The 23,182-nt window shown below is 66.2% G+C and carries 18 protein-coding genes; 9 read left to right on the forward strand and 9 right to left on the reverse strand.

Annotated elements, in window-relative coordinates:
- Window positions 1-184: 184 nt before the first annotated feature.
- The 7 genes from RIN79_RS02565 to RIN79_RS02595 all read left to right on the forward strand — a co-directional run bounded on the left by RIN79_RS02565 (window position 185) and on the right by RIN79_RS02595 (window position 7,334).
- Window positions 185-1,810, forward strand: coding sequence for an AMP-binding protein (locus RIN79_RS02565; protein ID WP_309083044.1), 1,626 nt, complete (start codon window positions 185-187; stop codon window positions 1,808-1,810).
- Window positions 1,807-2,643 carry a tryptophan 2,3-dioxygenase gene (gene kynA, locus RIN79_RS02570; protein ID WP_309083045.1) on the forward strand — a complete coding sequence of 279 codons (837 nt, stop codon included), beginning with the start codon at window positions 1,807-1,809 and terminating at the stop codon, window positions 2,641-2,643. Before RIN79_RS02565 ends, kynA begins: the two co-directional genes overlap by 4 nt.
- Before the next feature lie 28 nt (window positions 2,644-2,671).
- Window positions 2,672-3,808, forward strand: a complete 1,137-nt coding sequence (locus RIN79_RS02575; RefSeq protein ID WP_309083046.1) for an ABC transporter substrate-binding protein — start codon at window positions 2,672-2,674, stop codon at window positions 3,806-3,808.
- A gap of 201 nt (window positions 3,809-4,009) precedes the next feature.
- A complete protein-coding gene (locus RIN79_RS02580; protein ID WP_309083047.1) occupies window positions 4,010-4,930 on the forward strand; it encodes a branched-chain amino acid ABC transporter permease in 921 nt (306 codons plus the stop codon).
- A gap of 7 nt (window positions 4,931-4,937) precedes the next feature.
- Window positions 4,938-5,909 (forward strand): branched-chain amino acid ABC transporter permease, encoded by a 972-nt coding sequence (locus tag RIN79_RS02585; protein WP_309083048.1) that lies wholly within the window; start codon window positions 4,938-4,940, stop codon window positions 5,907-5,909.
- Window positions 5,902-6,651, forward strand: coding sequence for an ABC transporter ATP-binding protein (locus RIN79_RS02590; protein WP_309083049.1), 750 nt, complete (start codon window positions 5,902-5,904; stop codon window positions 6,649-6,651). The genes RIN79_RS02585 and RIN79_RS02590 overlap by 8 nt, the downstream gene beginning before the upstream one ends.
- Entirely contained in the window at window positions 6,648-7,334 is a 687-nt protein-coding gene (locus RIN79_RS02595) for an ABC transporter ATP-binding protein (RefSeq protein WP_309083050.1), read from the forward strand. Before RIN79_RS02590 ends, RIN79_RS02595 begins: the two co-directional genes overlap by 4 nt.
- Window positions 7,335-7,355: 21 nt before the next feature.
- On the opposite strand, the gene kynU is transcribed toward RIN79_RS02595, so the two are convergent.
- From kynU to RIN79_RS02635, 8 genes are read right to left on the reverse strand one after another with little or no spacing between them, the layout of a single operon-like run.
- Complete coding sequence (gene kynU / locus RIN79_RS02600; RefSeq protein WP_309083051.1) at window positions 7,356-8,603, reverse strand: kynureninase; 1,248 nt, start codon at window positions 8,601-8,603, stop codon at window positions 7,356-7,358.
- A 6-nt stretch (window positions 8,604-8,609) separates the two neighbouring features.
- On the reverse strand, window positions 8,610-9,173 hold the full coding sequence (locus tag RIN79_RS02605) for a DNA-3-methyladenine glycosylase (RefSeq protein WP_309083052.1): 564 nt from the start codon (window positions 9,171-9,173) through the stop codon (window positions 8,610-8,612).
- Window positions 9,174-9,176: 3 nt separating this feature from the next.
- Entirely contained in the window at window positions 9,177-9,572 is a 396-nt protein-coding gene (locus RIN79_RS02610) for a RidA family protein (protein ID WP_309083053.1), read from the reverse strand.
- Window positions 9,573-9,605: 33 nt separating this feature from the next.
- Window positions 9,606-10,763: an acyl-CoA dehydrogenase family protein gene (locus RIN79_RS02615; RefSeq protein ID WP_309083054.1), complete on the reverse strand. Its 1,158-nt coding sequence runs from the start codon at window positions 10,761-10,763 to the stop codon at window positions 9,606-9,608.
- Window positions 10,763-11,566, reverse strand: a complete 804-nt coding sequence (locus RIN79_RS02620) for an enoyl-CoA hydratase family protein (RefSeq protein ID WP_309083093.1) — start codon at window positions 11,564-11,566, stop codon at window positions 10,763-10,765. Before RIN79_RS02620 ends, RIN79_RS02615 begins: the two co-directional genes overlap by 1 nt.
- 11 nt (window positions 11,567-11,577) lie before the next feature.
- On the reverse strand, window positions 11,578-12,054 hold the full coding sequence (locus RIN79_RS02625; protein WP_309083055.1) for a MarR family transcriptional regulator: 477 nt from the start codon (window positions 12,052-12,054) through the stop codon (window positions 11,578-11,580).
- Window positions 12,048-12,809 carry an SDR family NAD(P)-dependent oxidoreductase gene (locus RIN79_RS02630; protein WP_309083056.1) on the reverse strand — a complete coding sequence of 254 codons (762 nt, stop codon included), beginning with the start codon at window positions 12,807-12,809 and terminating at the stop codon, window positions 12,048-12,050. Before RIN79_RS02630 ends, RIN79_RS02625 begins: the two co-directional genes overlap by 7 nt.
- Window positions 12,809-15,100, reverse strand: coding sequence for a bifunctional salicylyl-CoA 5-hydroxylase/oxidoreductase (locus RIN79_RS02635; protein WP_309083057.1), 2,292 nt, complete (start codon window positions 15,098-15,100; stop codon window positions 12,809-12,811). The genes RIN79_RS02630 and RIN79_RS02635 overlap by 1 nt, the downstream gene beginning before the upstream one ends.
- A 157-nt stretch (window positions 15,101-15,257) precedes the next feature.
- Here RIN79_RS02635 and RIN79_RS02640 point away from each other — a divergent pair, with 157 nt between their 5' ends.
- Window positions 15,258-20,714, forward strand: coding sequence for an alpha-2-macroglobulin family protein (locus RIN79_RS02640; RefSeq protein ID WP_309083058.1), 5,457 nt, complete (start codon window positions 15,258-15,260; stop codon window positions 20,712-20,714).
- Window positions 20,715-20,761: 47 nt separating this feature from the next.
- Window positions 20,762-22,822: a penicillin-binding protein 1C gene (gene pbpC, locus RIN79_RS02645; RefSeq protein WP_375165862.1), complete on the forward strand. Its 2,061-nt coding sequence runs from the start codon at window positions 20,762-20,764 to the stop codon at window positions 22,820-22,822.
- 24 nt (window positions 22,823-22,846) lie between these two features.
- Here pbpC and RIN79_RS02650 read toward each other — a convergent pair whose 3' ends face one another.
- Window positions 22,847-23,182, reverse strand: coding sequence for a cupin domain-containing protein (locus RIN79_RS02650; RefSeq protein WP_309083060.1), 336 nt, complete (start codon window positions 23,180-23,182; stop codon window positions 22,847-22,849).

Here is a 23,182-nt window from a genome sequence, read left to right on the forward strand (position 1 = left end):
GCATCCAAGTCAACAGCGCGCAGGAGAAGTTTTAGGCTTGAAGTATTTTTCGGGCAATGTCATGCTGGGAACCGTGTCACGAGAGTGGGAGGCTCGCCGTGCCGATCGTAATCCCCGCATGCTCCAGGCCCGGCCGAGGCGGCAGCCGCCGGCCTGCCGCGGCGCTTATGCGGAGAGCCCGGCCATGCTAGGTCCGTCGGCCCATATCGACACCTTCACGCGCGACAACCTTCCGCCGCCGGAGGAGTGGCCGGACTTCCTGCTCGACGGCTTCCAGTATCCCGAATATCTCAATGCCGCCGTGGAGCTCACCGACCGGATGGTCGAGCAGGGCTTCGGCGACCGGACGGCGCTGATCGGCAATGGCCGGCGGCGCACCTACAAGGAGCTCTCCGACTGGACCAACCGGCTCGCCCATGCGCTGGTCGAGAATTACGGGATAAAGCCGGGCAACCGGGTGCTGATCCGCTCCGCCAACAATCCGGCCATGGTCGCCTGCTGGCTGGCCGCCACCAAGGCCGGCGCGGTGGTCGTCAACACCATGCCCATGCTGCGCGCGGGCGAGCTTGCCAAGATCGTCGACAAGGCGGAGGTCGGCCTCGCCCTTTGCGATACGCGGCTGATGGACGAGCTCGTCGCCTGCGCCAAGGACAGCCGTTTCCTCAAGCAGGTGGTGGGCTTCGACGGCACGGCCAATCACGATGCCGAGCTTGACCGCATCGCGCTCGGCAAGCCCGTCACCTTCGAGGCCGTGAAGACCGGCCGTGACGACGTGGCGCTGCTCGGCTTCACCTCGGGCACGACGGGCGTACCCAAGGCGACGATGCATTTCCACCGCGATCTGCTGATCATCGCCGATGCCTATGCGAAGGAGATCCTGCAGGTGACGCCGGACGACATCTTCGTCGGCTCCCCGCCGCTTGCCTTCACCTTCGGCCTCGGCGGGCTGGCGATCTTTCCCCTCCGTTTCGGCGCGGCGGCCACGCTTCTGGAGCATGCGACGCCGGCCAACATGATCGACATCATCGAGACCTACAAGGCGACTGTCTCCTTCACCGCGCCGACGGCCTACCGGGCCATGCTGAAGGCCATGGACGAAGGCGCGGATCTTTCTTCGCTGCGCGCCGCCGTCTCGGCCGGCGAGACCCTGCCGGGGCCCGTCTTCGAGGAATGGATGAGGAAGACCGGTAAGCCGATTGTCGACGGGATCGGCTCGACCGAGATGCTGCACATCTTCATCTCCAACCGCTTCGGTGAGCTGAGGCCCGGCTCGACCGGCCGGGCGGTGGGCGGCTACGAGGCCCGCATCGTGGACGAGGACATGCGCGAAGTACCGCGCGGTACGCCCGGCAGGCTGGCCGTCCGCGGCCCCACCGGGTGCCGCTACATGGCCGATGACCGACAGCGCGACTATGTGCGCAATGGCTGGAACATCACCGGGGACACATTCCTCCAGGACGAGGAAGGCTATTTCCACTTCGTCGCCCGTTCCGACGACATGATCATCAGCGCCGGCTACAATATAGCCGGGCCGGAGGTGGAGGCGGCGCTGCTGGCCCATCCCGACGTCGCCGAATGCGCGGTGATCGGCGCGCCCGACCAGGAGCGCGGTCAGATCGTGGAGGCCCATGTGGTGCTGGTTGAGGGCGTGGCGCGGGACGAGGCCTGCGTCAAGCGGCTGCAGGATCATGTGAAGGCCACCATCGCGCCCTACAAATACCCGCGCTCGATCAGGTTCACCGACGCCCTGCCCAAGACGCTGACCGGAAAGATCCAGCGCTTCCGGCTGAGGACGGAGAGCCCCACTTGACCGAGCCCCACGATCCCGCGGCGGAAGGTGCCGAGATGTCGTTCCGGGACCGCATGTCCTATAGCGACTATCTGCATCTGGAGCGCGTGCTCGAGGCCCAGGAACCCCTGTCCTCCTCGCATGACGAGTTGCTGTTCATCATCCAGCACCAGACCTCCGAACTCTGGATGAAGCTTGCCCTGCACGAAATCAGCTCGGCGATGCGCATGATCCGCGCCGACAATCTGGAGCCGTCCTTCAAGATGCTGTCCCGGGTGGCGCGCATCTTCGAGCAATTGAACAGCGCCTGGGACGTGCTGCGGACGATGACGCCGAGTGAATACACCGAATTCCGCGGCGCGCTTGGCCAATCCTCCGGCTTCCAGTCCTGGCAGTACCGTGCCATCGAGTTCATGGCCGGCAACAGGAATCCCGCGATGCTGCGCCCGCATGCGCACCGGCAGGAGGTGGTGCAGAAGCTGGAGGCGATCCTGGCGGAACCCTCGCTTTATGACGAGGCGATCCTCCTGCTCGGCCGCAGCGGCTTCGATATCGGCGCCGACGGCAGGCGCAGCGACTGGCGGCAGGCCCGCTCCGAGAGTGAGGAGGTGCTGGAGGCCTGGCGCACGGTCTATCGCGATCCGCAGCGCTACTGGCAGTTCTACGAACTGGCCGAGAAGCTGGTGGATTTCGAGGACTATTTCCGCCGCTGGCGCTTCAACCATGTAACGACGGTGGAGCGCATCATCGGCCTGAAGCGCGGCACCGGCGGCACCGCCGGGGTTTCGTATCTCAAAAAGATGCTGGAGGTTGAACTGTTTCCAGAACTCTGGAAAGTTCGCACCAGGCTCTGAAAACATGAGCTTCTAGGGAGGATACTCGATGAAAAGCATTGCAGCAGGCATTTTCGGGCTGAGCCTCGTGGCCTCCAGCCTGGCCTATGCCGAGCCGGTGAAGATCGGCGTCATCACCACCTTGTCGGGCGGCGGCGCCGGGCTCGGCATCGACATGCGCGACGCCTTCACGCTCGCCATGAAGCAGGCGGGCAACGAGGAGATCGAGCTCGTCATCGAGGACGACGCCCAGAAGCCCGAACTCGCGGTGCAGATCGCCGAGAAGATGATCCAGAGCGACAAGGTCGACCTGATGACCGGCATCATCTGGTCGAACCTGGCCATGGCCGTGGTGCCCAATGTGGTGGCGCAGGACATCATCTACTTGTCGCCCAATGCCGGCCCCTCGGCACTGGCCGGCGCCAACTGCAACCCGAACTATTTCAACGTCGCCTATCAGAACGACAATTTCCACGAGGCGATGGGGCAATACGCCAGCGAGAACTACAAGAAGACATTCATTCTCGCGCCCAACTATCCGGCGGGCAAGGATTCGCTCACAGGTTTCAAGCGATTCTACAAGGGCGAGCTTGCCGGCGAGCTTTATACGCAGGTAGGCCAGACCGACTATGCCGCCGAGATCGCGCAGATCCGCGCCTCGGGAGCGGATTCGGTGTTCTTCTTCCTGCCGGGCGGCATGGGCATCGCCTTCATGAAGCAATACGCGCAATCGGGCGTCGGTATTCCCGTCATGGGCCCGAGCTTCTCCTTCAGCCAGGACGTGCTGCCGGCCGTGGGAGATGCCGCCCTCGGCGTGAAGAACTCGGCCTCCTGGTCCAAGGACCTCGACAACGAGGCCAACAAGAAATTCGTCGAGGCGTTCCAGGCGGAGTACGGCCGGCTGCCCTCCATCTACGCGGCACAGAGCTGGGATACGGCAAACCTCATCCTGTCCGCCCTGTCCAAGGCAAGCGTGAAGGACAAGGAAGCTTTCAGGGCGGCATTGAAGGAGGCTGATTTTGCATCCGTGCGCGGCGACTTCGAGTTCAATACAAACAACCACCCCATCCAGGACATCTATATCCGCGAGGTCATCAAGGAGGGCGACGTGCTGACCAACAAGATCGTCGCCACGGCCTTCGAGGATCACAAGGACGCCTACGCCGAACAATGCCAGATGCAGTAGCTGGGCGGCATGCGCGAGGCCGGAGCGGCTCGTCTACGGACTCCCTGCCGACCGGATATACGGGCCCCCGCAGCACCCCTCTCAGGCTCGACAGCCGGAGAGGGGTGTAAAGGCCGCTACAGCGAACTTTCTACCGGCGGTCAGCCACCCGGCATGACCGGTAGCTCGATGCCCTGATACCCCTTCCCCGGATCCTGCCCATTGTCCGCTGCCCTCCTCCTTGAACAGCTCCTGAACGGCCTGCAGCTCGGCGTCATGCTGTTCCTGATGGCGGCCGGCCTGACGCTCATCTTCGGCGTCATGGGCCTCATAAACCTCGCGCATGGCTCCCTCTACATGGTCGGCGCGTTTGCCTGTGCGATGATCGCGTCCGCCACCGGCTCCTTCTGGATCGGCCTTGCGGCCAGCCTGGTAGCGGCCGCCGCCGCCGGCGCGATCGTGGAGGTGCTCGTCATCCGCCGGCTCTATCAGCGCGACCATCTCGACCAGGTGCTTGCGACCTTCGCGCTCATCCTGATCTTTTCCGAAGGCACGCGCTGGCTGTTCGGCTCCTTTCCCCTCTATCTCGATATCCCACCGCTGCTCCAGGGGGCCGTGCCCCTGCCCGGCGGAGGCCAGTATCAGCTCTACCGACTGGCCGTCATCGGCGTCGGCGTCGTCGTGGCCGCCGGCCTTTACCTGCTGATTTCCCGCACCCGGCTCGGCATGCGCATCCGCGCGGGCGAGTCGGACCGCGAGATGATCGCCGCCCTGGGCGTCGACATCTCCACCCTCTATACGGTCGTGTTCGCCCTCGGTGCGGCGCTCGCCGGCCTTGCCGGAGCTCTTGTCGGCGCGCTGCAATCGGTGCAGGTGGGAATGGGCGAGCCGGTGCTGATCCTCGCCTTCGTGGTGATCGTGATCGGCGGCATCGGCTCCATCAAGGGCGCGCTGTTCGGCGCCGTCCTCGTCGGCGTGGTCGACACTATGGGCCGCTTCCTGCTTCCGCAGGCACTGTCGCTGATGCTTCCGGCCTCGCAGGCCAATCTCGTGGGCGCGGCGCTTGCCTCCATGCTGATCTATATCGTTATGGCGCTCATCCTGGCGATCAGGCCGAGCGGCCTGTTCTCCGCGCAGTCGTGAGGGGCCGATGACGCGCGAAACCTTCGCCAACGCGCTTCTTGCGCTTCTGCTTCTCGCGGTGCCGATCGCCGCCTCCTACATGGGCGAGCCATTCTATGTCACCCTTGCCACGCGCATTGCCGTACTTGCGCTGGCGGCAGTGGGGCTCAACATCGCGCTGGGGCTTGGCGGCCTCGTCTCTTTCGGCCACGCAGCCTTCTTCGGGCTGGGCGGCTATGCCGCGGGCGTGCTGGCGACCCACGCCTTCAATGCAGAGCCGCTGCTTTTCGGGATTGCCTCCACGACCTCCATGCCGGTGATCTGGCTCGTCGCGATCGTCGTCTGCGGCCTCGTCGCGCTGCCGATCGGGGCGGTGAGCCTGCGCACCGCCGGCGTCTATTTCATCATGATCACGCTCGCCTTCGCGCAGATGATCTATTATTTCGCCGTCTCCTGGCCCGCCTATGGCGGCGAGGACGGGCTTTCCATCTATGTGCGCAACACCTTTCCGGGGCTGAACACGGCGCAGCCCCTCCCCTTCTTCCTCATCTGCTACGTCCTGCTTCTTCTCGGCCTTCTGCTCTTCCGATTCCTGCGGGATTCGCGTTTCGGGGCTGCACTCCAGGCGGCAAGGCAGAACGCCACCCGCCTCGCCGCAGTGGGCATTCCGCCCTTCAAGATCCGTCTGGTCGCCTTTGCCATTTCGGCGATGGTCACCGGGCTGGCGGGAGCGCTCTTTGCTGACCTCAACCGCTTCGCCAGCCCCTCCATGCTTTCCTGGCATATGTCGGGCGAGCTGATCGTGCTCATCGTGCTGGGCGGCATCGGCCGGCAATTCGGGCCGGTGGCCGGCGCCATGCTCTTCGTTCTGCTTGAATATGTGCTGGGCGGGATCACCGAGCGCTGGCAGTTCTTTCTTGGGCTCATCCTGCTCGGCGTCGTGCTCTTTGCGCGCGGCGGACTGATCGGCCTTCTCGCCGGGAGGGCGCGCCATGGCTGACCCGGTGCTCGAGATCCGCGACCTGCGGAAAAGCTTCGGTGCGCTGAAGGCAACGGACGGCGTCAGCCTGACGCTGCTGCCCGGCGAAATTCATGCCCTCATCGGCCCGAACGGCGCCGGCAAGAGCACGCTGATCCACCAGATATCCGGGGCGCTCAAGCCCGACGGCGGCACGATCCGCTTCCTCGGGCAGGATATTGGCGGCCTCGGCATGGCGGCGCGGGCGCGGCTGGGGCTGGCACGCAGTTTCCAGACCTCCTCGCTCGCGCAGGAATTTTCCGCCCTCCGCAATGTCATGCTTGCGGTGCAGGCGAAACAAGGATCGAGCCTGCGCTTCTTCCGCCCGGTGATGCGCGACAAAAGCCTCACCGAACCAGCCATGGCGATGCTGGAGCGGGTTGGCCTTGCGGCGCGCGCGCAGGTGCCGGCCGCCGAGCTTTCCCATGGCGAGCGCCGCCAGCTGGAAATCGCCATTGCCCTGGCGCTCGGGCCAAAGGCGTTCCTGCTCGACGAGCCTATGGCCGGCATGGGACCTGAAGGCTCGAAGAGCCTGACGAGATTCCTCGACGATTTGCGCCGCGAAGCACCGATCCTTCTCGTGGAGCACGACATGGACGCCGTCTTCGCGCTCGCCGACCGCATCTCCGTACTCGTCTATGGCCGCATCATCGCCACGGGCAAGGTGGACGAGATCCGCAACGATCCCGAGGTTCGCCGGGCCTATCTGGGGGACGCCGCGTGAGCCTGCTCGAAGTCGACCGTCTCGAAAGCTTTTATGGCGCCTCTCAGGCGCTGTTCGGCGTCGGCCTGGATGTGAAGGAGGGCGAGGTCGTCGCCCTGATGGGCCGCAACGGGATGGGCAAGACGACGACGATCCGCACGATTTTCGGCCTTATCCGGCCGCGCTCCGGGACCATCCGCTTCGCCGGACGGGAGATCGCGGGGAAGCTTCCTCACCGCATTGCACGGCTGGGGCTTGGCCTGGTGCCGGAGGGCCGCCGCTGCTTCCCCAACCTCACGGTGACGGAAAACCTTGTCGCCGCCGCCCGCAATGGCGAATGGACGCTGCAGAAAGTGGTGGACCTCTTTCCCAGGCTCGGCGAACGGCGCAACCAATACGCCAACACCCTGTCGGGCGGTGAGCAGCAGATGCTGGCGATCGGCCGCGCACTGATGACCAATCCTCGCCTTCTTGTCCTCGACGAGGCGACGGAGGGGCTCGCGCCGGTGATCCGCCGCGACATCTGGGCGGCCATCGCAAAGCTCAAGGCAGGCGGCCAATCGATCCTGGTTGTCGACAAGACACTCTCGGAACTCCTGGCGGTCGCCGACCGCTGCTTCGTTCTGGAAAAGGGCGTGACCGTATTCGAGGGCACACCTCAGGCGCTCACGCCGGACCTGCAGGACCGGTATCTAGGGGTCTGACCGCCCTGAGCGCATTCCGCTCTAGGTCACGGCCGCCCTTACCGCAAACCGCTCCTCCCTCCACGCCTCCGTCCGCAGCACCTCCTCCAGCACTTCGACTGCGTACCAGACATCGCGGTAGCTCAGATAAAGCGGCGTGAAGCCGAAACGCATTGTGGAAGGCGCACGGAAGTCGCCGATCACGCCCCGTTCGATCAGCGCCTGCATGACCTCATAGGCGTGAGGGTGGGCGAAGGAGACCTGGCTGCCGCGCCTTGCCCGTTCGCGGGGGCTTTCAAGCGTCAGGCCGACCCCCCCGCATCGCGCCTCGACCAGCCGGATGAACAGGTCCGTGAGCGCTAGGCTCTTTTCGCGCACCGCCGTCATCTCGACACCCTCCCAGGCATCGAGCGCAGCTTGCAGCGCCCTCAGCGAGAGCACCGGCTGCGTGCCGCACTGGAATTTCCGGATGCCGGCATCGCCGTGAAAATGCGGCTCGAAGGCGAAGGGGCGCGCATGGCCCCACCAGCCGCTGAGCGGCTGGAGCGCCTCGGCCTGATGCCGCCTTGCGACATAGATGAAGGCCGGCGATCCGGGTCCCCCATTCAGATATTTGTAGGTGCAGCCGACCGCGAAATCGACATTCGCACGGTCGAGCTCGACCGGCAGGGCGCCCGCCGAATGGCAGATATCCCAGACGACCAGCGCGCCAGCCTCATGCGCCCTGCGCGTCAGGACCGCCAGGTCGCGCAGCTCACCGGACTTGTAGTTGACGTGGTTGACGAGAACGACGGCGGTGCGCTCATCGATCAAATCCTCGATGGCCGGCGCATCGACGCCCTCGAGCAGCATCCGCGTGCCCGTGCGCGTGGAGAGCACGCCCTCGGCCATATAGAGGTCGGTCGGGAAGCTGCTGGCTTCGGCGACGATTACCGGGCGCTCCGGCCGCAGCCCCATCGCCGCGTGCACGGCCTTGTAGATATTGATGGAGGTCGTGTCGCAGACGACGGTCTGGCCGGGCTCCGCGCCGATGAGCCGCCCGATACGGTCGCCGAGCGTGATGGGCAGGTCGAACCAGCCGGCCGTGTTCCAGCTGCGGATCAGCCCCTCGCCCCATTCGTCCCTGGCTGTCTTTTCGAGTTCGCCGAAAACGGCAGGCGAAGCGGGTCCGAGCGAATTGCCGTCGAGATAGACGATCCCTTCCGGCAGCGTGAACCTCTCGCGTATCGGGCCCAGCGGATCGGCGGCGTCCATCGCCTCGATGGCGGCGAGGGTCAAAGCTCTAGGCATCGTTCCCTAAAACCTCCGGCTGACATAGCGCGAGTCCTTCAGCCCGAACCGCCAGGGCGTTTCGGCGGCGCGCGAGATTCCGATGCGCGGCCCCGCAACCACTGCCGCTTTTCCGTCCCCCAGCACCAGCCGGAAGGGCGGCTCATAGAGGGCGAGCCCATCCATCGCCTTGTCAATGCCAAGCGCCTGGCAAAGCCGACCCGGCCCGGCGCAAAGCTGCGGCAGCGCTTTCGTCCCGCGCCGCTCCTGCATCGCATCAATTCCAACCGTCGGCTCGAGCGCCCTCATCAGGACGGCGCTGCCGGGCAGGCAGACGAAGTTCAGGCACCAGTGGATGCCGTAGGAGCGGTAGACATAGGCGTGCGCGGGCGGCCCGAACATGGACTTGTTGCTCGCCGTCTGCCCTCGGTAGCTGTGCGATGCCGGGTCCTCGTGGTCGTAGGCCTCGGTTTCGACGATGATCCCGCCCGCCGAGCCCACGAGCAGTTCCGCGCCGATCAGCCGCTTCGCCACCTCTGGAGCCGGCTGCGAGAAGAATTCGATCAGGGCCCTGCGCGGAGAGGCGTCCATCGCTCAATCCGGCACGACCGCCGTGGCCTGGATCTCCACCTTCGCGCGATCCTCCATCAGGGCCGTGACCTGCACGGCAGCCATCGCCGGATAATGCCGGCCGAACACGTTCCGGTAGGCGACACCGATATCCTTCAGGCGGGCGAGGTATTCTCGTTTGTCGATGAAGTACCAGGTCATGGAGGTGATGTGCTCCGGCTTCGCATCCGCTTCGGCGAGCACGGCAACGATGTTCGAGAGCGTCTGGCGCACCTGGTCGACCAGGTCGTCGCTCTCGAATTCGCAAACCCTGTTCCAGCCGACCTGCCCGCCCACGAAGACCAGCCTTCCGCGGGCGGCAATTCCGTTCGCGTAGCCGACGGGTTTGGCCCATCCCTCGGGCTGCAAGATAGTATGCACGATGAACTACTCCGTTCGTCCCCTAAGGCTGGCTTACGGGGCTTTGGCCGCCGCGAGCACCTGCCTCGCAATCACAACCTTCTGCACGTCGGAAGCGCCCTCATAGATGCGCAGGGCGCGGATCTCGCGATAGAGGCTCTCGACGATATGGCCCCGGCGCACCCCGTCGCCGCCATGGAGCTGTACCGCGCGGTCGATCACCTCCTGCGCGCGATCCGTGGCGAAGAGCTTTGCCATCGCCGCCTCGCGCGTGACGCGGGCGGCACCCATATCCTTCGTCCAGGCAGCGCGGTAGACGAGGAGTGCGGCCGCATCCACGTCCACCGCCATATCCGCTATATGCCCCTGCACCATCTGCAGCTCCGCCATCGCCGCGCCGAAAAGCTCGCGCTCGGCCACCCGCTTGATGCTCTCGTCCAGTGCGCGCCGAGCAAAGCCGAGAGCCGCGGCACCCACTGTAGAGCGGAAGACGTCGAGCACGGACATGGCGATGCGGAAGCCCTCGCCCGGCTTCCCGATCATGGCGGAGGCGGGCACACGCACGTCCTGGAACGAGAGCCGGGTCAGCGGATGCGGCGCGATCACCTCCAGCCGCTCGGCGATAGTCAGACCCTCCGTACCGGCCGGTACGAGGAAGGCGGAAATGCCTTTGGCGCCCGGCGCTTCGCCCGTGCGGGCGAAGACGACGTAGAAATCGGCGATGCCGCCATTGGAGATCCAGGTCTTCTCGCCATTGAGGATGTAGGCGTCACCGTCACGCGTCGCGGTCATGTCCATATTGGCGACGTCCGAGCCGGAGCGCGGCTCGGAAAGCGCGAAGGCAGCGATGGCCTCGCCGACGCGCGTTTTCGCCAGCCACCGCTGCTGTTCGGGCGTGCCGTAAAAGGTGATCGTGCCGGTGCCGAGGCCCTGCATTGCGAAGACGAAATCGGCAAGCCCGTCATGCCGCGCCAGCGTCTCGCGGGAGATGCAAAGCGTGCGGATGTCGATGGGTGCCGGATTTTCCAGATCAATGGCGGTGGGCTTCAGCCATCCGTCGCGCCCGAGCTTTTTCACAAGCTCGCGGCAGGCCGCGTCGACATCATGGTGATCGACGGGCAGGTTTGCAGCGCACCAGGCCTCCAGCCGCTCCGCATACTCGCGGTGGCGATCCTCGAAGAATGGCCAGGAAAGGAAGCTTTTCTCGCCCATCAATCCCCCTGGAACACCGGCTTTTCCTTGGCCACGAACGCCCGATACGCCCTCTCGAAGTCCTTCGTCTGCATGCAGATCGCCTGCGCCTGCGCCTCCGCCTCGATTGCCTGGTCGAGGCTCATCGACCATTCCTGGTTGAGCTGCGTCTTGGTGATGCCGTGGGCGAAGGTCGGGCCCGAGACGATGCGCGCGGCAAGGTCGAGCGCTTCAGCTTCCAGGGCACCCGCGGAAACGAGGCGGTTGTAGAATCCCCAGCGCTCGCCTTCTTCGGCGCTCATGGTGCGGCCGGTGTAGAGAAGCTCGGCGGCGCGGCCCTGGCCGATGATGCGCGGCAGGATCGCGCAAGCACCCATATCGCAGCCCGCCAGTCCCACGCGCGTGAAGAGGAAGGCGGTTTTCGCTTCGGGCGTGGCAATGCGGATATCCGACGCCATGGCTAGGATCGCGCCGGCGCCGACCGCTACCCCGTCCACGGCGGCGATGATGGGCTTGCCGCAATGGAGCATTGCCTTGACGAGATCGCCGGTCATGCGCGTGAAGGCCAAGAGCTCCTTCATCTCCATGCCGATCAGCGGGCCTATGATGTCATGCACGTCACCGCCCGAGCAGAAATTCCCGCCATTGGGCAGGAGCACCACGGCATCGACGTCATCCGCATAAACGAGATCGCGGAAGGTGTCGCGCAGCTCGGCATAGGATTCAAAGGTGAGCGGGTTCTTCCGCTCCGGCCGGTTGAGCTGGACGATCGCGACCCGGCCCTCCATCCGCCAGAGAAAATGCTTCGGCTCGAGGCTGGCCATCCGGATCGAGGTCAATGTTCGCCCTCCCAGTTGCTGCGGAACAGGTGGAGCATTTCCGATAGCCGGCGCACCTCGGCGGTGCCGATCCCGCCAAGCAGTTCGGCGATCCAGCGCTCGTGGGCGGCGGCCATCTTCTCAAAGAAGGCGGTGCCGGCCGGCGTCAGCCGCACGACGGAGGTGCGCTTGTCGCCCTCGCGTTTGGCGCGCGCGACATAACCGTCGGCGACCAGCCGGTCGACGATGCCCGTGACATTGCCGTTCGAGACCAGAAGGAAGCGCGAGAGGTCGGTCATCAGCATGCCTTCCGGCTCGCGGTAGAGCGCCGACATCACATCGAAGCGCGGCAGGGTGGAATCGAAGTCGCGCTTCAGCCGCTCGCGCAGTTCGCCTTCGACGATGCGCGTCGTGCGCAGCATCCTGATCCAGAGGCGGAGGCGCTCCTTGTCCCCCGAGCGCGCATCGATCACGGAAAGCGGTGCGCTTACCATGTCTCACCCCCCGAAATCGAAATGGCCTGCCCCGTTACCGACGCGGCGCCTGGGCCGCAGAGCCAGAGCACGGCCGCCGCCACCTCCTCCGGCTGGATGAAGCGTCCATGCGGGTTTTGCGCAAGAAGGCTCGCCCGCGCCTCCGCCGCCGACCGCCCGGTCTTTTCCACGATGCGGGCGACCGATTGCTCCAGCATGTCGGTTTCCACATAACCGGGGCAGACGGCGTTCACCGTCACGCCGGTTCTGACCAGCTCGACTGCGAGCGAGCGCATCAGCCCGATGAGCCCGTGCTTGGAAGCCACATAGGGCGCGACATAGGCATAGCCCTTGAGCCCGGCGACGGAGGCAATGAAGATGACGCGGCCCGATTTGCGCGCCGCCATGCCGGCAAGCGCGGGCTGGACAGTGAGGAAGGCGCCGGTGAGATTTACCTGAAGCGTCTTGTTCCAGTCTTCGAGACTGGTTTTCGCCGCCGGCGCGCTCATGGCAATGCCCGCATTGGCGACGACGATATCGAACGGGCCGCGCTCGGCTTCGGCCTGGCGATAGAGGCCTTCCACGGATGCCTGATCCGTCACGTCGGCGGAAAGAGCAAAAATGTTCGCGCGCTCGCCGGCGACCTCCTGCAGCGGCTCCAGGCGCCGGCCGCAGATGGTGACCGTGACGCCGGCATCGGCTAGGGCGAATGCAACCGCCCGGCCGACACCCGATCCGCCGCCGGTGACGAGTGCGTGGCGTCCCACCACCTGCATCACACTTTCCCCAGCATGGCGTCCTGCCGTTCCTTCAGGCGGTAGAGCTGGTCGCGGCCGCGCAGATAGGGATTGGGCCATGTGACATGGCGATCGCCGAGGTCGACTGCCGCGTGCAGGGTCCAATAGGGATCGGCAAGATGCGGCCGGGCAAGGCAGACGAGGTCAGCGCGGCCGGCCATCAGGATCGAGTTCACATGGTCGGGTTCATAAATGTTGCCGACCGCCATGGTCGCCATGCCTGTTTCGTTGCGGATGCGGTCCGAGAACGGCGTCTGGAACATGCGGCCGTAAACGGGCTGCGCCCGGGTCGATGTCTGGCCGGCCGAGACGTCGCAGATGTCGACGCCCGCCGCCTGCAGCATGCGCGCGATCTCCACCGCGTCCTCCGGCGTCACGCCCTCCTCGCCCACCCAGTCATTGGCCGAGATGCGCACGGAGATGGGCTTCTCCTCCGGCCAGACCGCGCGTACCGCCCGGTACACTTCAAGCGGGTAGCGCATGCGGTTTTCAAGGCTGCCCCCGTACTCGTCGGTACGGCGGTTGGTGAGCGGCGTGATGAAGGCGGAAAGCAGATAGCCATGCGCCATATGCAGCTCGAGCATGTCGAAGCCGGCGCGCTCCGCCATCTCGGTTGCCGTGACGAAGGCGTCACGCACCTCGTCCATATCCCTGCGCGTCATTTCCTTCGGCACCTGGTGCGCCTCGCTCCACGGCACGGCCGAAGGCGCCAGCAGCGGCCAGTTGCCGGAAGGAAGCGGCATTTCCGAATCCTCCCAAGGCACCTGCGTGGAGCCTTTCGGGCCCGAGTGGCCGAGCTGCGCGCAGATCTTGGCCTCGGTCTCGCTGTGAACGAAATCGACAAGGCGCTTCCAGGCGACTTCGTGCTCGGGCTTGTAGAAACCCGGGCACCCCGGCGTGATACGCCCTTCCGGCGTCACGCAGGTCATTTCGATATAGACGAGCCCGGCCCCGCCCTTGGCGCGCTCGGCGTAGTGCACGAAGTGCCAGTCGGTCGGGCAGCCGTCGACCGCCTTGTACTGCGCCATGGGCGAGACCACGACGCGGTTGACGAGGTGCATGTCGCGCAGCCGGAACGGCGCGAACATGGGCGGGCGCGCGCCGTTGACATTGCTGCCGGCGCGGCGCTGGAACCAGGCTTCCGCGCCGGCAAGCCACTCCGGATCGCGCAGGCGCAGATTCTCGTGGCTGATGCGCTGCGAGCGCGTAAGCAGCGAATAGTTGAACTGCACGGGATCGAGATTGAGGTACCGTTCCACATTCTCGAACCATTCGAGCGAGTTGCGCGCCGCCGACTGCAGCCGCAGCACCTCGGTGCGCCGCGCATCCTCATACTTTCCGAAGGCCGCCTCCAGCGTCGGCTCGGAGTGAAGGTACTCGGCAAGCGCCACCGCACTCTCCAGCGCAAGCTTGGTGCCCGAGCCGATGGAGAAATGCGCGCTTGCCGCGGCGTCCCCCATCAGCGCCAGGTTCTCGTGCGACCAGCGGGCGCAGAGCACGCGCGGGAAATTGATCCAGGCCGAGCCGCGGATGTGGTTCGCATTGGACATGAGTCTGTGGCCGCCGAGATGCGCGGCAAAAATGCGCTCGCAGGTGGCGATCGATTCTTCCTTCGACATTTCGCCGAAGCCGAACTTTTCCCACGTCTCCGGCGCGCATTCGACGATGAAGGTCGCCGTGTTCTGATCGAACTGGTAGGCATGCGCCCACACCCAGCCGTGCTCCGTCTCCTCGAAGATGAAGGTGAAGGCGTCGTCGAATTTCTGGTGCGTGCCGAGCCAAACGAACTTGCACTTGCGCAGATCGATATCGGGCTTGAAGACATCGGCGAACGCGGTCCGCGATTTCGAGTTCAGGCCGTCGGCGGCGATGACGACGTCATGGCTCTTCATGAAGGGCCGCGGATCGTCGATCTCGGTCTCAAAGTTGAGGTCGACGCCGAGCTCCCGCGCTCTTTCCTGCAGAAGGACGAGAAGCTTCTTGCGGCCGATGCCGCAGAAGCCGTGGCCGGTAGAAACGGTGCGCGTGCCGCGGTAGAAGACGGCAATGTCGTCCCAATAGGCGAAATGTTCGCGGATCGAGGCGGCGCTGACCGGGTCGTTGGCTTCCAGATTGGTGAGCGTCTCGTCGGAAAGCACCACGCCCCAGCCGAATGTGTCGTCCGGCCGGTTGCGCTCGTAGACGGCGACCTCGTGGCTCGCGTCGCGCAGCTTCATTGAGATCGCGAAATAGAGGCCGGCTGGGCCGCCGCCGAGAACCGCAACCTTCATTTCCGCCTGTCCTTGAGCTTCGCCAGTGAAGAGTGAGGATCGCACCGGGGCCGAGATATTTCAAGCATAAAATTTCTGGCTTGGGACGGTCCGTTGACAGGCTTTCACAAAGGTGGGCGAATATGGAAGGCTCCAGATGGGGCGGGAGGGGACGGCAATGCGCGCTGCTCGCGGGTTTTTCGGTATTCTCTTGATATCTTGCGGGCTGATCGCCGCCGCCGCGGCGCAGGATGCAAGGCGCGTCGTCACCACCGAAAACGGCGACTATTTCGGCTTCGACCTACGCAGCGAGAAGGATGTCTCCCTCGACGAATGCTCGGCCATTTGCCTCGCCGACGATCAATGCCGCGCCTTCACCTACAACACCAAGGCGCGCTGGTGCTTCCTGAAGTCCGACTTCGCGACGCTCCACAGCTTTGAGGGCGCGGTTGCCGGAAAGGTGGTCACGGCCGCCGCCGAGCCCGACCTGGGCGCGCCGCCGTCGCTCTCCTTCGTGTCCGGCCACGTCCTTCAGGAGGCTGAGCAATACCGCCGCGAGGTGCTGCGCGATGCAGATCCCGGCGAGGATGGCTTCGCCGTGCTCGCCTCGGCGGCCGCCGACGCGCTGACCAACGGCGACGCCGCAACCGCCATGGCCAACTACGTCGCGGCCATTGCGCTCGACCCGCAGAACCCGGAACTGTGGACCGGGCTTGCCCGCGCGGCCGCTGCCGCCGAGCCGCAGGAGAACCAGAGCGCCTATGACCTGCAGCGCGCCGCGACCGGCGCGGGCGTGACCGCCTATCAGCTTTCGCGCACTGCCCATCAGCGAGCCGAGGCGCTTGCCGCCCTTGCCGGCGCGCTCGAAACCCGCAGCCTCTTCCGGCCCGCCATCAGCGCCTACGAGGCAAGCCTTGCGCTGGAATCGTCCTCCGAGGTTCAGGCGCTCTATGCCGCGCTGAAGGACAGCCACGGCTTCCGGGTTATCGATCACACGATCGATTCCGACAGCGTGAGCCCGCGCGTATGCGTCCAGTTCTCCGAAGAGCTGGTGAAAAGCGGCATCGACTACGCGCAATATATGACGGTGGACAACAACCGCGCCGCCGCCATCGACCGCAGCGACAAGGAGCTCTGCGCCACGGGGCTCAAGCACGGCGAACGATATCGCATCGTGGTGCGCCAGGGCCTGCCGTCCGCAATCGGCGAAGTGATCGAAGAGCCGGTGCCGCTGGAAGTCTATATCCGCGACCGCTCGCCGGCGCTGCGCTTCACCGGCGAGAATTTCGTCCTGCCGACCAGCGCCCGGCGCGGCATCCCGATTGTTTCCGTCAACGCGTCGAGCGCCGAGCTCTCCCTCTACCGCGTCGGCGACCGCTCCCTGACGCGGCTTCTGAGCGACGGCACGTTCCTGCGCCAGCTCAATGAATACGAGATCGACCAGGTTTCGGCGGATCTGGGCGAGCCGATCTGGAACGGCACGGTCGAGATCGCTTCCGAGCTCAATAAGGACGTGGTCACCAGCATCCCCGTCGACGAGCTCGTGCCGGAGCGCGAGCCCGGCATCTACATGCTCGCCGCCGTGCCAGAGGGAGACCGGAGCGATGCCTGGAACAGCCGGGCGACGCAGTGGTTCCTCGTCTCCGATATCGGGCTCTCGACCTTTGCCGGCGATGACGGGCTCTCCGTCTTCGCCCGCTCGCTTGCCAGCGCCAAGCCGATCGGCGGCCTGCGCTTGAAGCTGCTTGCCCGGAACAACGAGGTGCTTGGCGAGGCAACGACGGACGCTAATGGCCACACCCGCTTCGCGCCGGGGCTGATGCGCGCCGAGGCCGGGCTTTCGCCTGCCGCGGTGCTCGCGCAGAACGGCGAGGATTTCGTCTTCCTCGACATGACCCGCGCCGGCTTCGACCTTTCGGACCGGGGCGTCGCGGGGCGGCCCTCGCCCGGCCCGCTGGACCTCTTCGCCTGGACGGAGCGCGGCATCTACCGCGCTGGCGAGACGGTGCATGCGGCCGCCCTGCTTCGCGATCCCTCCGCCGATGCCGTGCAGGATCTCCCCCTCACCTTCATTTTCCAGCGCCCGGACGGCGTGGAGGACCGCCGCATCGTTTCGCAGGGCGGTGGACTTGGCGGCCACGCTATCGACCTGCCGCTTCCGCAAACCGCCATGCGCGGCACCTGGACCATGCGCGTCCACGCCGACCCCGAGCAGGCGCCGATCGGTGAAAAACTGTTCCTTGTCGAGGACTTCGTTCCCGACCGCACCGAGTTCGACCTCAAGGCCGAGCAGGACAGGGTCGCGATTGGCTCTTCCGTGCAGGTCTCGCTGGAGGGTCGCTATCTTTATGGCGCGCCCGCCGCGGGCCTGACGCTCGAAGGGCAATTGACCATCGGCACGACCCGCGATTGGGCAAAATACCCGGGCTATGTGTTCGGGCTTCAGGACGAGGAGGATGTGGAGGCGGTGCGCGTGCCGCTCTCGAGCCTCCCCGAGACGGATCAGGACGGCAAGGCCAGCTTTGACGTGTTCGTCGACAGCGTGCCCTCCACGACGCAGCTCCTCAAGGCCGGAATCAGCGTGCAGATGCGCGAGGCGGGCGGGCGCGCCGTCGAGCGCTCCATCGAGGTGGGCGTCGAGCCGGAGACGGAGGTGATTGGCCTCAGGCCGGAATTCTCCGGCCAGGTGCCCGAAGGCGGGACGGCAGGCTTCCGCGTGATCGCGGTTGACCCCGCGGGCAACCGCATCGCCATGCCCGGCCTGAAATGGTCGCTCCTCAAGGTGGAGCGGGACTACCAATGGTATCGCAGCGACGGCGCGTGGAACTATGAACCGATCACCAGGACGAGCCTGGTGCAGAACGGGACCATCGCAGCGGCGCCGGATTCCGAACCGCAGCTCAGCCTGCCCGTCGGCTGGGGGCGCTATCTTCTGGAGGTTGAAAGTCCCGACGGCGCGGCCGTTTCGAGTGTGGAATTCGACGCCGGCTGGTATGTCGAGGCTGCCTCGACCGAAACGCCGGACGGGCTCGAAATCGCGCTCGACCGGGAGTCCTACGTGGTGGGCGACACGGCGAAGCTGAAGATATCGCCGCGTTTTGCCGGCGAGGTCCTGGTCACGCTCGGCGTCGAAAGCCTGAACAAGACCTTCACCGCCAGCGTGCCGGCAGAGGGCACGACCCTCGACATCCCCGTGACGGACGATCTCGGCGCCGGCGCCTATGTGACGGCGACCCTGTTCCGCCCGGGCGAAGCCGCCGAAAACCGCCTGCCGATGCGTGCCATTGGCGTGCGCTGGCTGAAGATCGATCCCGGCGCGCGAAAACTGTCGGTCGATCTCGGCGTCGCTGACAAAACGCGGCCGAACCAGGCGCTGACGATCCCCGTCTCCGTCGGCGGGCTGGCGGCCGGCGAGGAAGCCTATGTCACCGTCGCCGCGGTGGATGTCGGCATTCTCAATCTCACACGCTACGAGGCGCCCGACCCGGCCGGCTGGTATTTCGGTCAGCGCATGTTGGGCATCGAGATGCGCGACATCTATGGCCGGCTGATCGATGGCTCGCTGGGAGCGGCCGGGCGGCTGCGCACCGGCGGTGACGGTGGCGGCATGACGGCGGCCGGTAGCCCGCCCAAGGAAAGGCTGCTCGCCTTCTTCTCCGGCATCGTCCGGTTGGACGAAGAGGGCAAGGCGGAGATCGCCTTCGACATCCCGCAATTCAACGGCACGGCGCGCGTGATGGCGGTCGCCTGGACCAGGACCGCGGTCGGCAGCGGGACGAAAGACGTCGTCATCCGCGATCCTGTCGTGCTGACCACCAGCCTGCCGCGCTTCCTGGCGCCGGGTGATGAAGCGCGCCTCCTCATTGAGATCGCCAACACAGACGGACCGCCTGGGGATTACGCCCTGACGGTCTCGAGCGACGGGACCATCGGAGCGCAGACGCAGGCTGTCCCCGCCAGCCTTACCCTTCAGGCCGGCGGCAGGACGAGCCTTTCGCTCCCCCTCTCGGCACTGGAGCCTGGAAACGGCAGCCTCGCCATTACCCTTGCGCACGAGTCCGGCGTCACGGTGGAGAAGTCGGTGACCCTGCCGGTCCGGCCCGGCGTCGCCCCGGTGACCACGCGGCAAAGGATCGCGCTCGCCGCCAACGGCGGCAGCCTCAGGATCGATGGCGGGCTGCTCGGCGACAGTTTCGTCGAGGGCGCGTCCGTGTCCGTGAACATCTCCCGCGCGGAGGCATTCGACATCCCCGCCCTTCTGATGTCGCTCGACCGTTATCCCTATGGCTGCGCCGAGCAGACGACGAGCCGCGCCCTTCCCCTGCTCTATGTGAGCGAACTCTCGAAGGCGGCTGGCCTGGAGGACGATCCTGCGCTCAAGACCCGCATCGAGGACGCGATCACCAATGTTTTGTCCTTCCAGTCCTCCTCCGGCAGCTTCGGCCTGTGGAGCCCCGGTTCCGGCGATCTCTGGCTCGACGCCTATGTCACTGATTTCCTGACGCGGGCGCGCGAGCGCAGTTTTGCCGTACCTGCGGAAGCCATGGAGCAGGCTCTCCAGAACCTGCAGAACGCGCTCGCCTATGATGTGGATGTGGCCAGCAACGGCAGCGAGATCGCCTATGCGCTGTATGTCCTGGCGCGCAACCGCAAGGCTTCGGCCGGGGACCTGCGCTACTATGTGGACACGCGCCTTGACGAGTTCGCAACGCCCTTGGCCCGCGCCCAGCTGGCGGCAGCGCTCGCGCTTTACGGCGATGTGCAGCGCGCGGAAACCGCCTTCAGCTCGGCCTTCGCCCTGGCGCAGTCCACACCCAGCGGCGCGACGGCGCGTTCCGACTACGGCTCGCCCCTCCGCGACGGCGCCGCCATGCTGGCCCTTGCCGCCGAAAGCCGGCCGGAACCGATGCTGGTGCCGCGCATGATCAGCCTTGTTTCGGATATCCGCGGCCGCACCGAATATCTGAGCACCCAGGATGAGGCATGGATGCTGCTTGCCGCCCGGGCGCTGCGCGAGGCGAGCGGCGATATCCGGCTCTCGGTCGACGGCGCTGCGCATGCCGGCCCCTTCGCCCGCCGGCTTGCGGGTTCGGAGCTCGCAGCCTCGCCCTTCACCGTCGCCAATGCGGGCACGGAGCCGATCGACGCGGTCGTCACGACGGTAGCCGCGCCGCATCAGCCTCTGCCCGCCGGCGGAGAGGGCTTCGCCATATCGCGCCGGTATTTCCGGCTGGACGGCACTGAGGCCAATGTCTCGGAAGCGCAGCAGAACGAGCGCTTCGTCGTCGTGATCGAGATCACCGAGGCCAATGCCTGGCCCTCACGCGTCCTCGTCTCCGACCTCTTGCCCGCCGGTTTCGAGATCGACAATCCGCGGCTGGTCGACAGCGCCCAACTCGAGAATTTCGAATGGCTCGGCGAGACCGAGGCGGTTCATACGGAGTTTCGCGACGACCGCTTTGTCGCCGCCTTCAACAGAACCGCCGACAGCGCCCGCGACTTCCGGCTTGCCTATGTCGTGCGCGCGGTGACGCCCGGCACCTACATCCACCCCGCCGCCAGCGTGGAGGACATGTACCGTCCGCAATTCTCCGCTCGCACCGCGACAGGCTATATGGAGGTGGCGGGAAACTAGCCGTGGGCGAGAAGAGCGGTTTGCGAGTCTGGGCGAGGCGGGCAGCCATCGGCGCTGCCGCCCTCGGCCTTGCGCTTGCCGCAGCCGCCCTCGCGCTTGACCGGCTCGACAGAGCCTATCCGCCTCCGCTTGGAAACGTGGCGGGCATTTCGCCCGAGGTCGTGGACCGCAAGGGCGCGCTCTTGCGCGTCTATGCCGCGCCGGATGGGCGCTGGCGGCTCAAGGCCGAGATCGACAAGCTCGATCCGCAGTTTCTGGAAATGCTGGTCGCCTATGAGGACCGGCGCTTCTGGTCGCATGCGGGCGTCGATCCCATCGCCCTTGCCCGCGCAGCCCTGCAGCTTGCTGGGAACGGCCGTGTCGTTTCCGGCGGCTCCACCCTTTCCATGCAGATTGCGCGCCTCATCGAGCCGCGCGAGGAGCGCAGCATTTCCGCAAAGCTCCGGCAGATCGCCCGCGCGCTGCAGATCGAGCGGCGGCTTTCCAAGCACGAGATCCTTGAGCTCTACCTCACGCTGGCCCCCTATGGCGGCAATCTGGAGGGCGTGCGGGCGGCGAGCCTCGCCTGGTTCGGCAAGGAGCCGCAAAAGCTCACGCTTTCGGAGGCCGCCCTGCTCGTTGCCCTGCCGCAATCGCCGGAGGCGCGGCGGCCCGATCGCCACCCGACAGCAGCAAAATCGGCGCGAGACCGCGTGCTCGCCCGCATGGCCAAGGCAGGCGTGATCGCCGAGGGTGAGGTGGAACGCGCCTCAACATTCCAGATCGCCGCAAAGCGCCTGGCGATGCCGGCCTTTGCCGCGCATCTGGCAGATGCTGCCCTTCGCGCCGCACCCGGAAAGCTGCGCCACCAGTTCCTGCTCGACCGCGGCGTCCAGGCCTCGCTGGAAGCAGTGGCGCTTGAAAGCGCGCGGCGACTCGGCGCAAAGGTCTCGGTCGCCATGATCATGGCCGACGCGCAGACCGGCGAGGTGCTGGCAAAGGTCGGCTCGGCGGACTATTTCGACGCGGGCCGCGCCGGCTGGATCGACATGAGCGTGGCGCAACGCTCTCCCGGCTCGACCCTGAAACCCTTCATCTATGGGCTCGCCGTCGAGGACGGCCTCATCATGCAGGAGACCATGATCGAGGACCGCCCCGGCAATTTCCATGGCTACCGGCCGCGCAATTTCGACATGGCCTATCAGGGTGATGTGAGCGTGCGCCAGGCGCTGCAGATGTCGCTCAATGTTCCCGCCATCCGGCTGCTCGATGCGATCGGCCCCGCGCGGCTCGTCTCCCGGATGCGGCGCGCCGGCGTAGAGCTCAAGCTGCCGCCGGGCGAAGCGCCGGGCCTGGCGATCGGCCTCGGCGGCGCAGGGCTCACGCTGGAAGGCCTGGTGCAGCTTTACACCAGCCTTGCCAATCGCGGCAGGGCGATGGCCCTGCGCTACGCGCCCGATGCCGAGCCCCCGGCCCAGGCTGCCGCTGCGGTCCTGAGCCCGCAGGCCACCTGGCAGATCGCCGACATGCTCGCCGGCGTGGCGCCGCCCGAGGGCGCGCCGCGGCTCGGCATCGCCTACAAGACCGGCACGTCCTACGGCTATCGCGACGCCTGGGCCGTCGGCTATGACGGCCGCCATGTTCTGGGCGTCTGGGTGGGGCGGCCGGATGGCGGCTCGGTGCCCGGGTTGACCGGCTATCTGGCGGCGGCTCCGATCCTATTCGAGGCGTTTTCCCGCGCCGGCATCGGCGTCACGCCGCTCCCACGCGCGCCGGCGGGCGCGGTGCGGCTCGCCGCCGCCGAGTTGCCGGCCTCGCTGCGCCGCTTTTCCTCGAGCTTCGGAGCGCCCATTCCCGGCGCGCCGACCGAGCCCGCGCCCGAGATCGTCTTTCCGCCCGAAGGGGCGCGCATCGATGTGGGCTTTGCCGAAGGCGCCGGCCAAGGGCCGCTGGCGCTCAAGATCATCGGCGGGCGCGCGCCGTTCCGGTGGCTCGCCAACGGCAGGCCGCTCGCCGAAAGCTTCCGCCGCCGCAGCGCCTCGTGGATGCCCGACAGCAGCGGCGCGTCCACGCTTACCGTGATCGACGCGGCGGGCCGGGCCGCCAGCGTCCGCGTCTTCCTTGAATAGGAGCGCTGCCCGACGGCTTCCGGCTTAAAGAAAATCGTCCCGCTTCGGCGTGAAGCTGTCGACCAGCCGCCCGGTTTCGAGCGCCTTCACCCCGTGTACCGTACCGGACGGTACGATGAAGGAGTCACCCGCTGAAAGTGTCGTGGTCGCCTCGCCGATCGTCACCTCGAAGCGGCCCTCGGCGACGTAGCTCGCCTGCACATGCGGGTGCGAGTGCGGCGCGCCCACCCCGCCTTTGTCGAAGGCGAACTCCACCATCATCAATTCGTCCGTATGGAGCAGAACCCGGCGGCGGTTGCCACCACCCAAATCCGTCCAATCGCCTTCCGACCGCCGGGCAAAGAGCTTGGTTTCGGCCAT

The organism is Chelativorans sp., assembly GCF_031180965.1.
GTDB lineage: Bacteria > Pseudomonadota > Alphaproteobacteria > Rhizobiales > Rhizobiaceae > Chelativorans.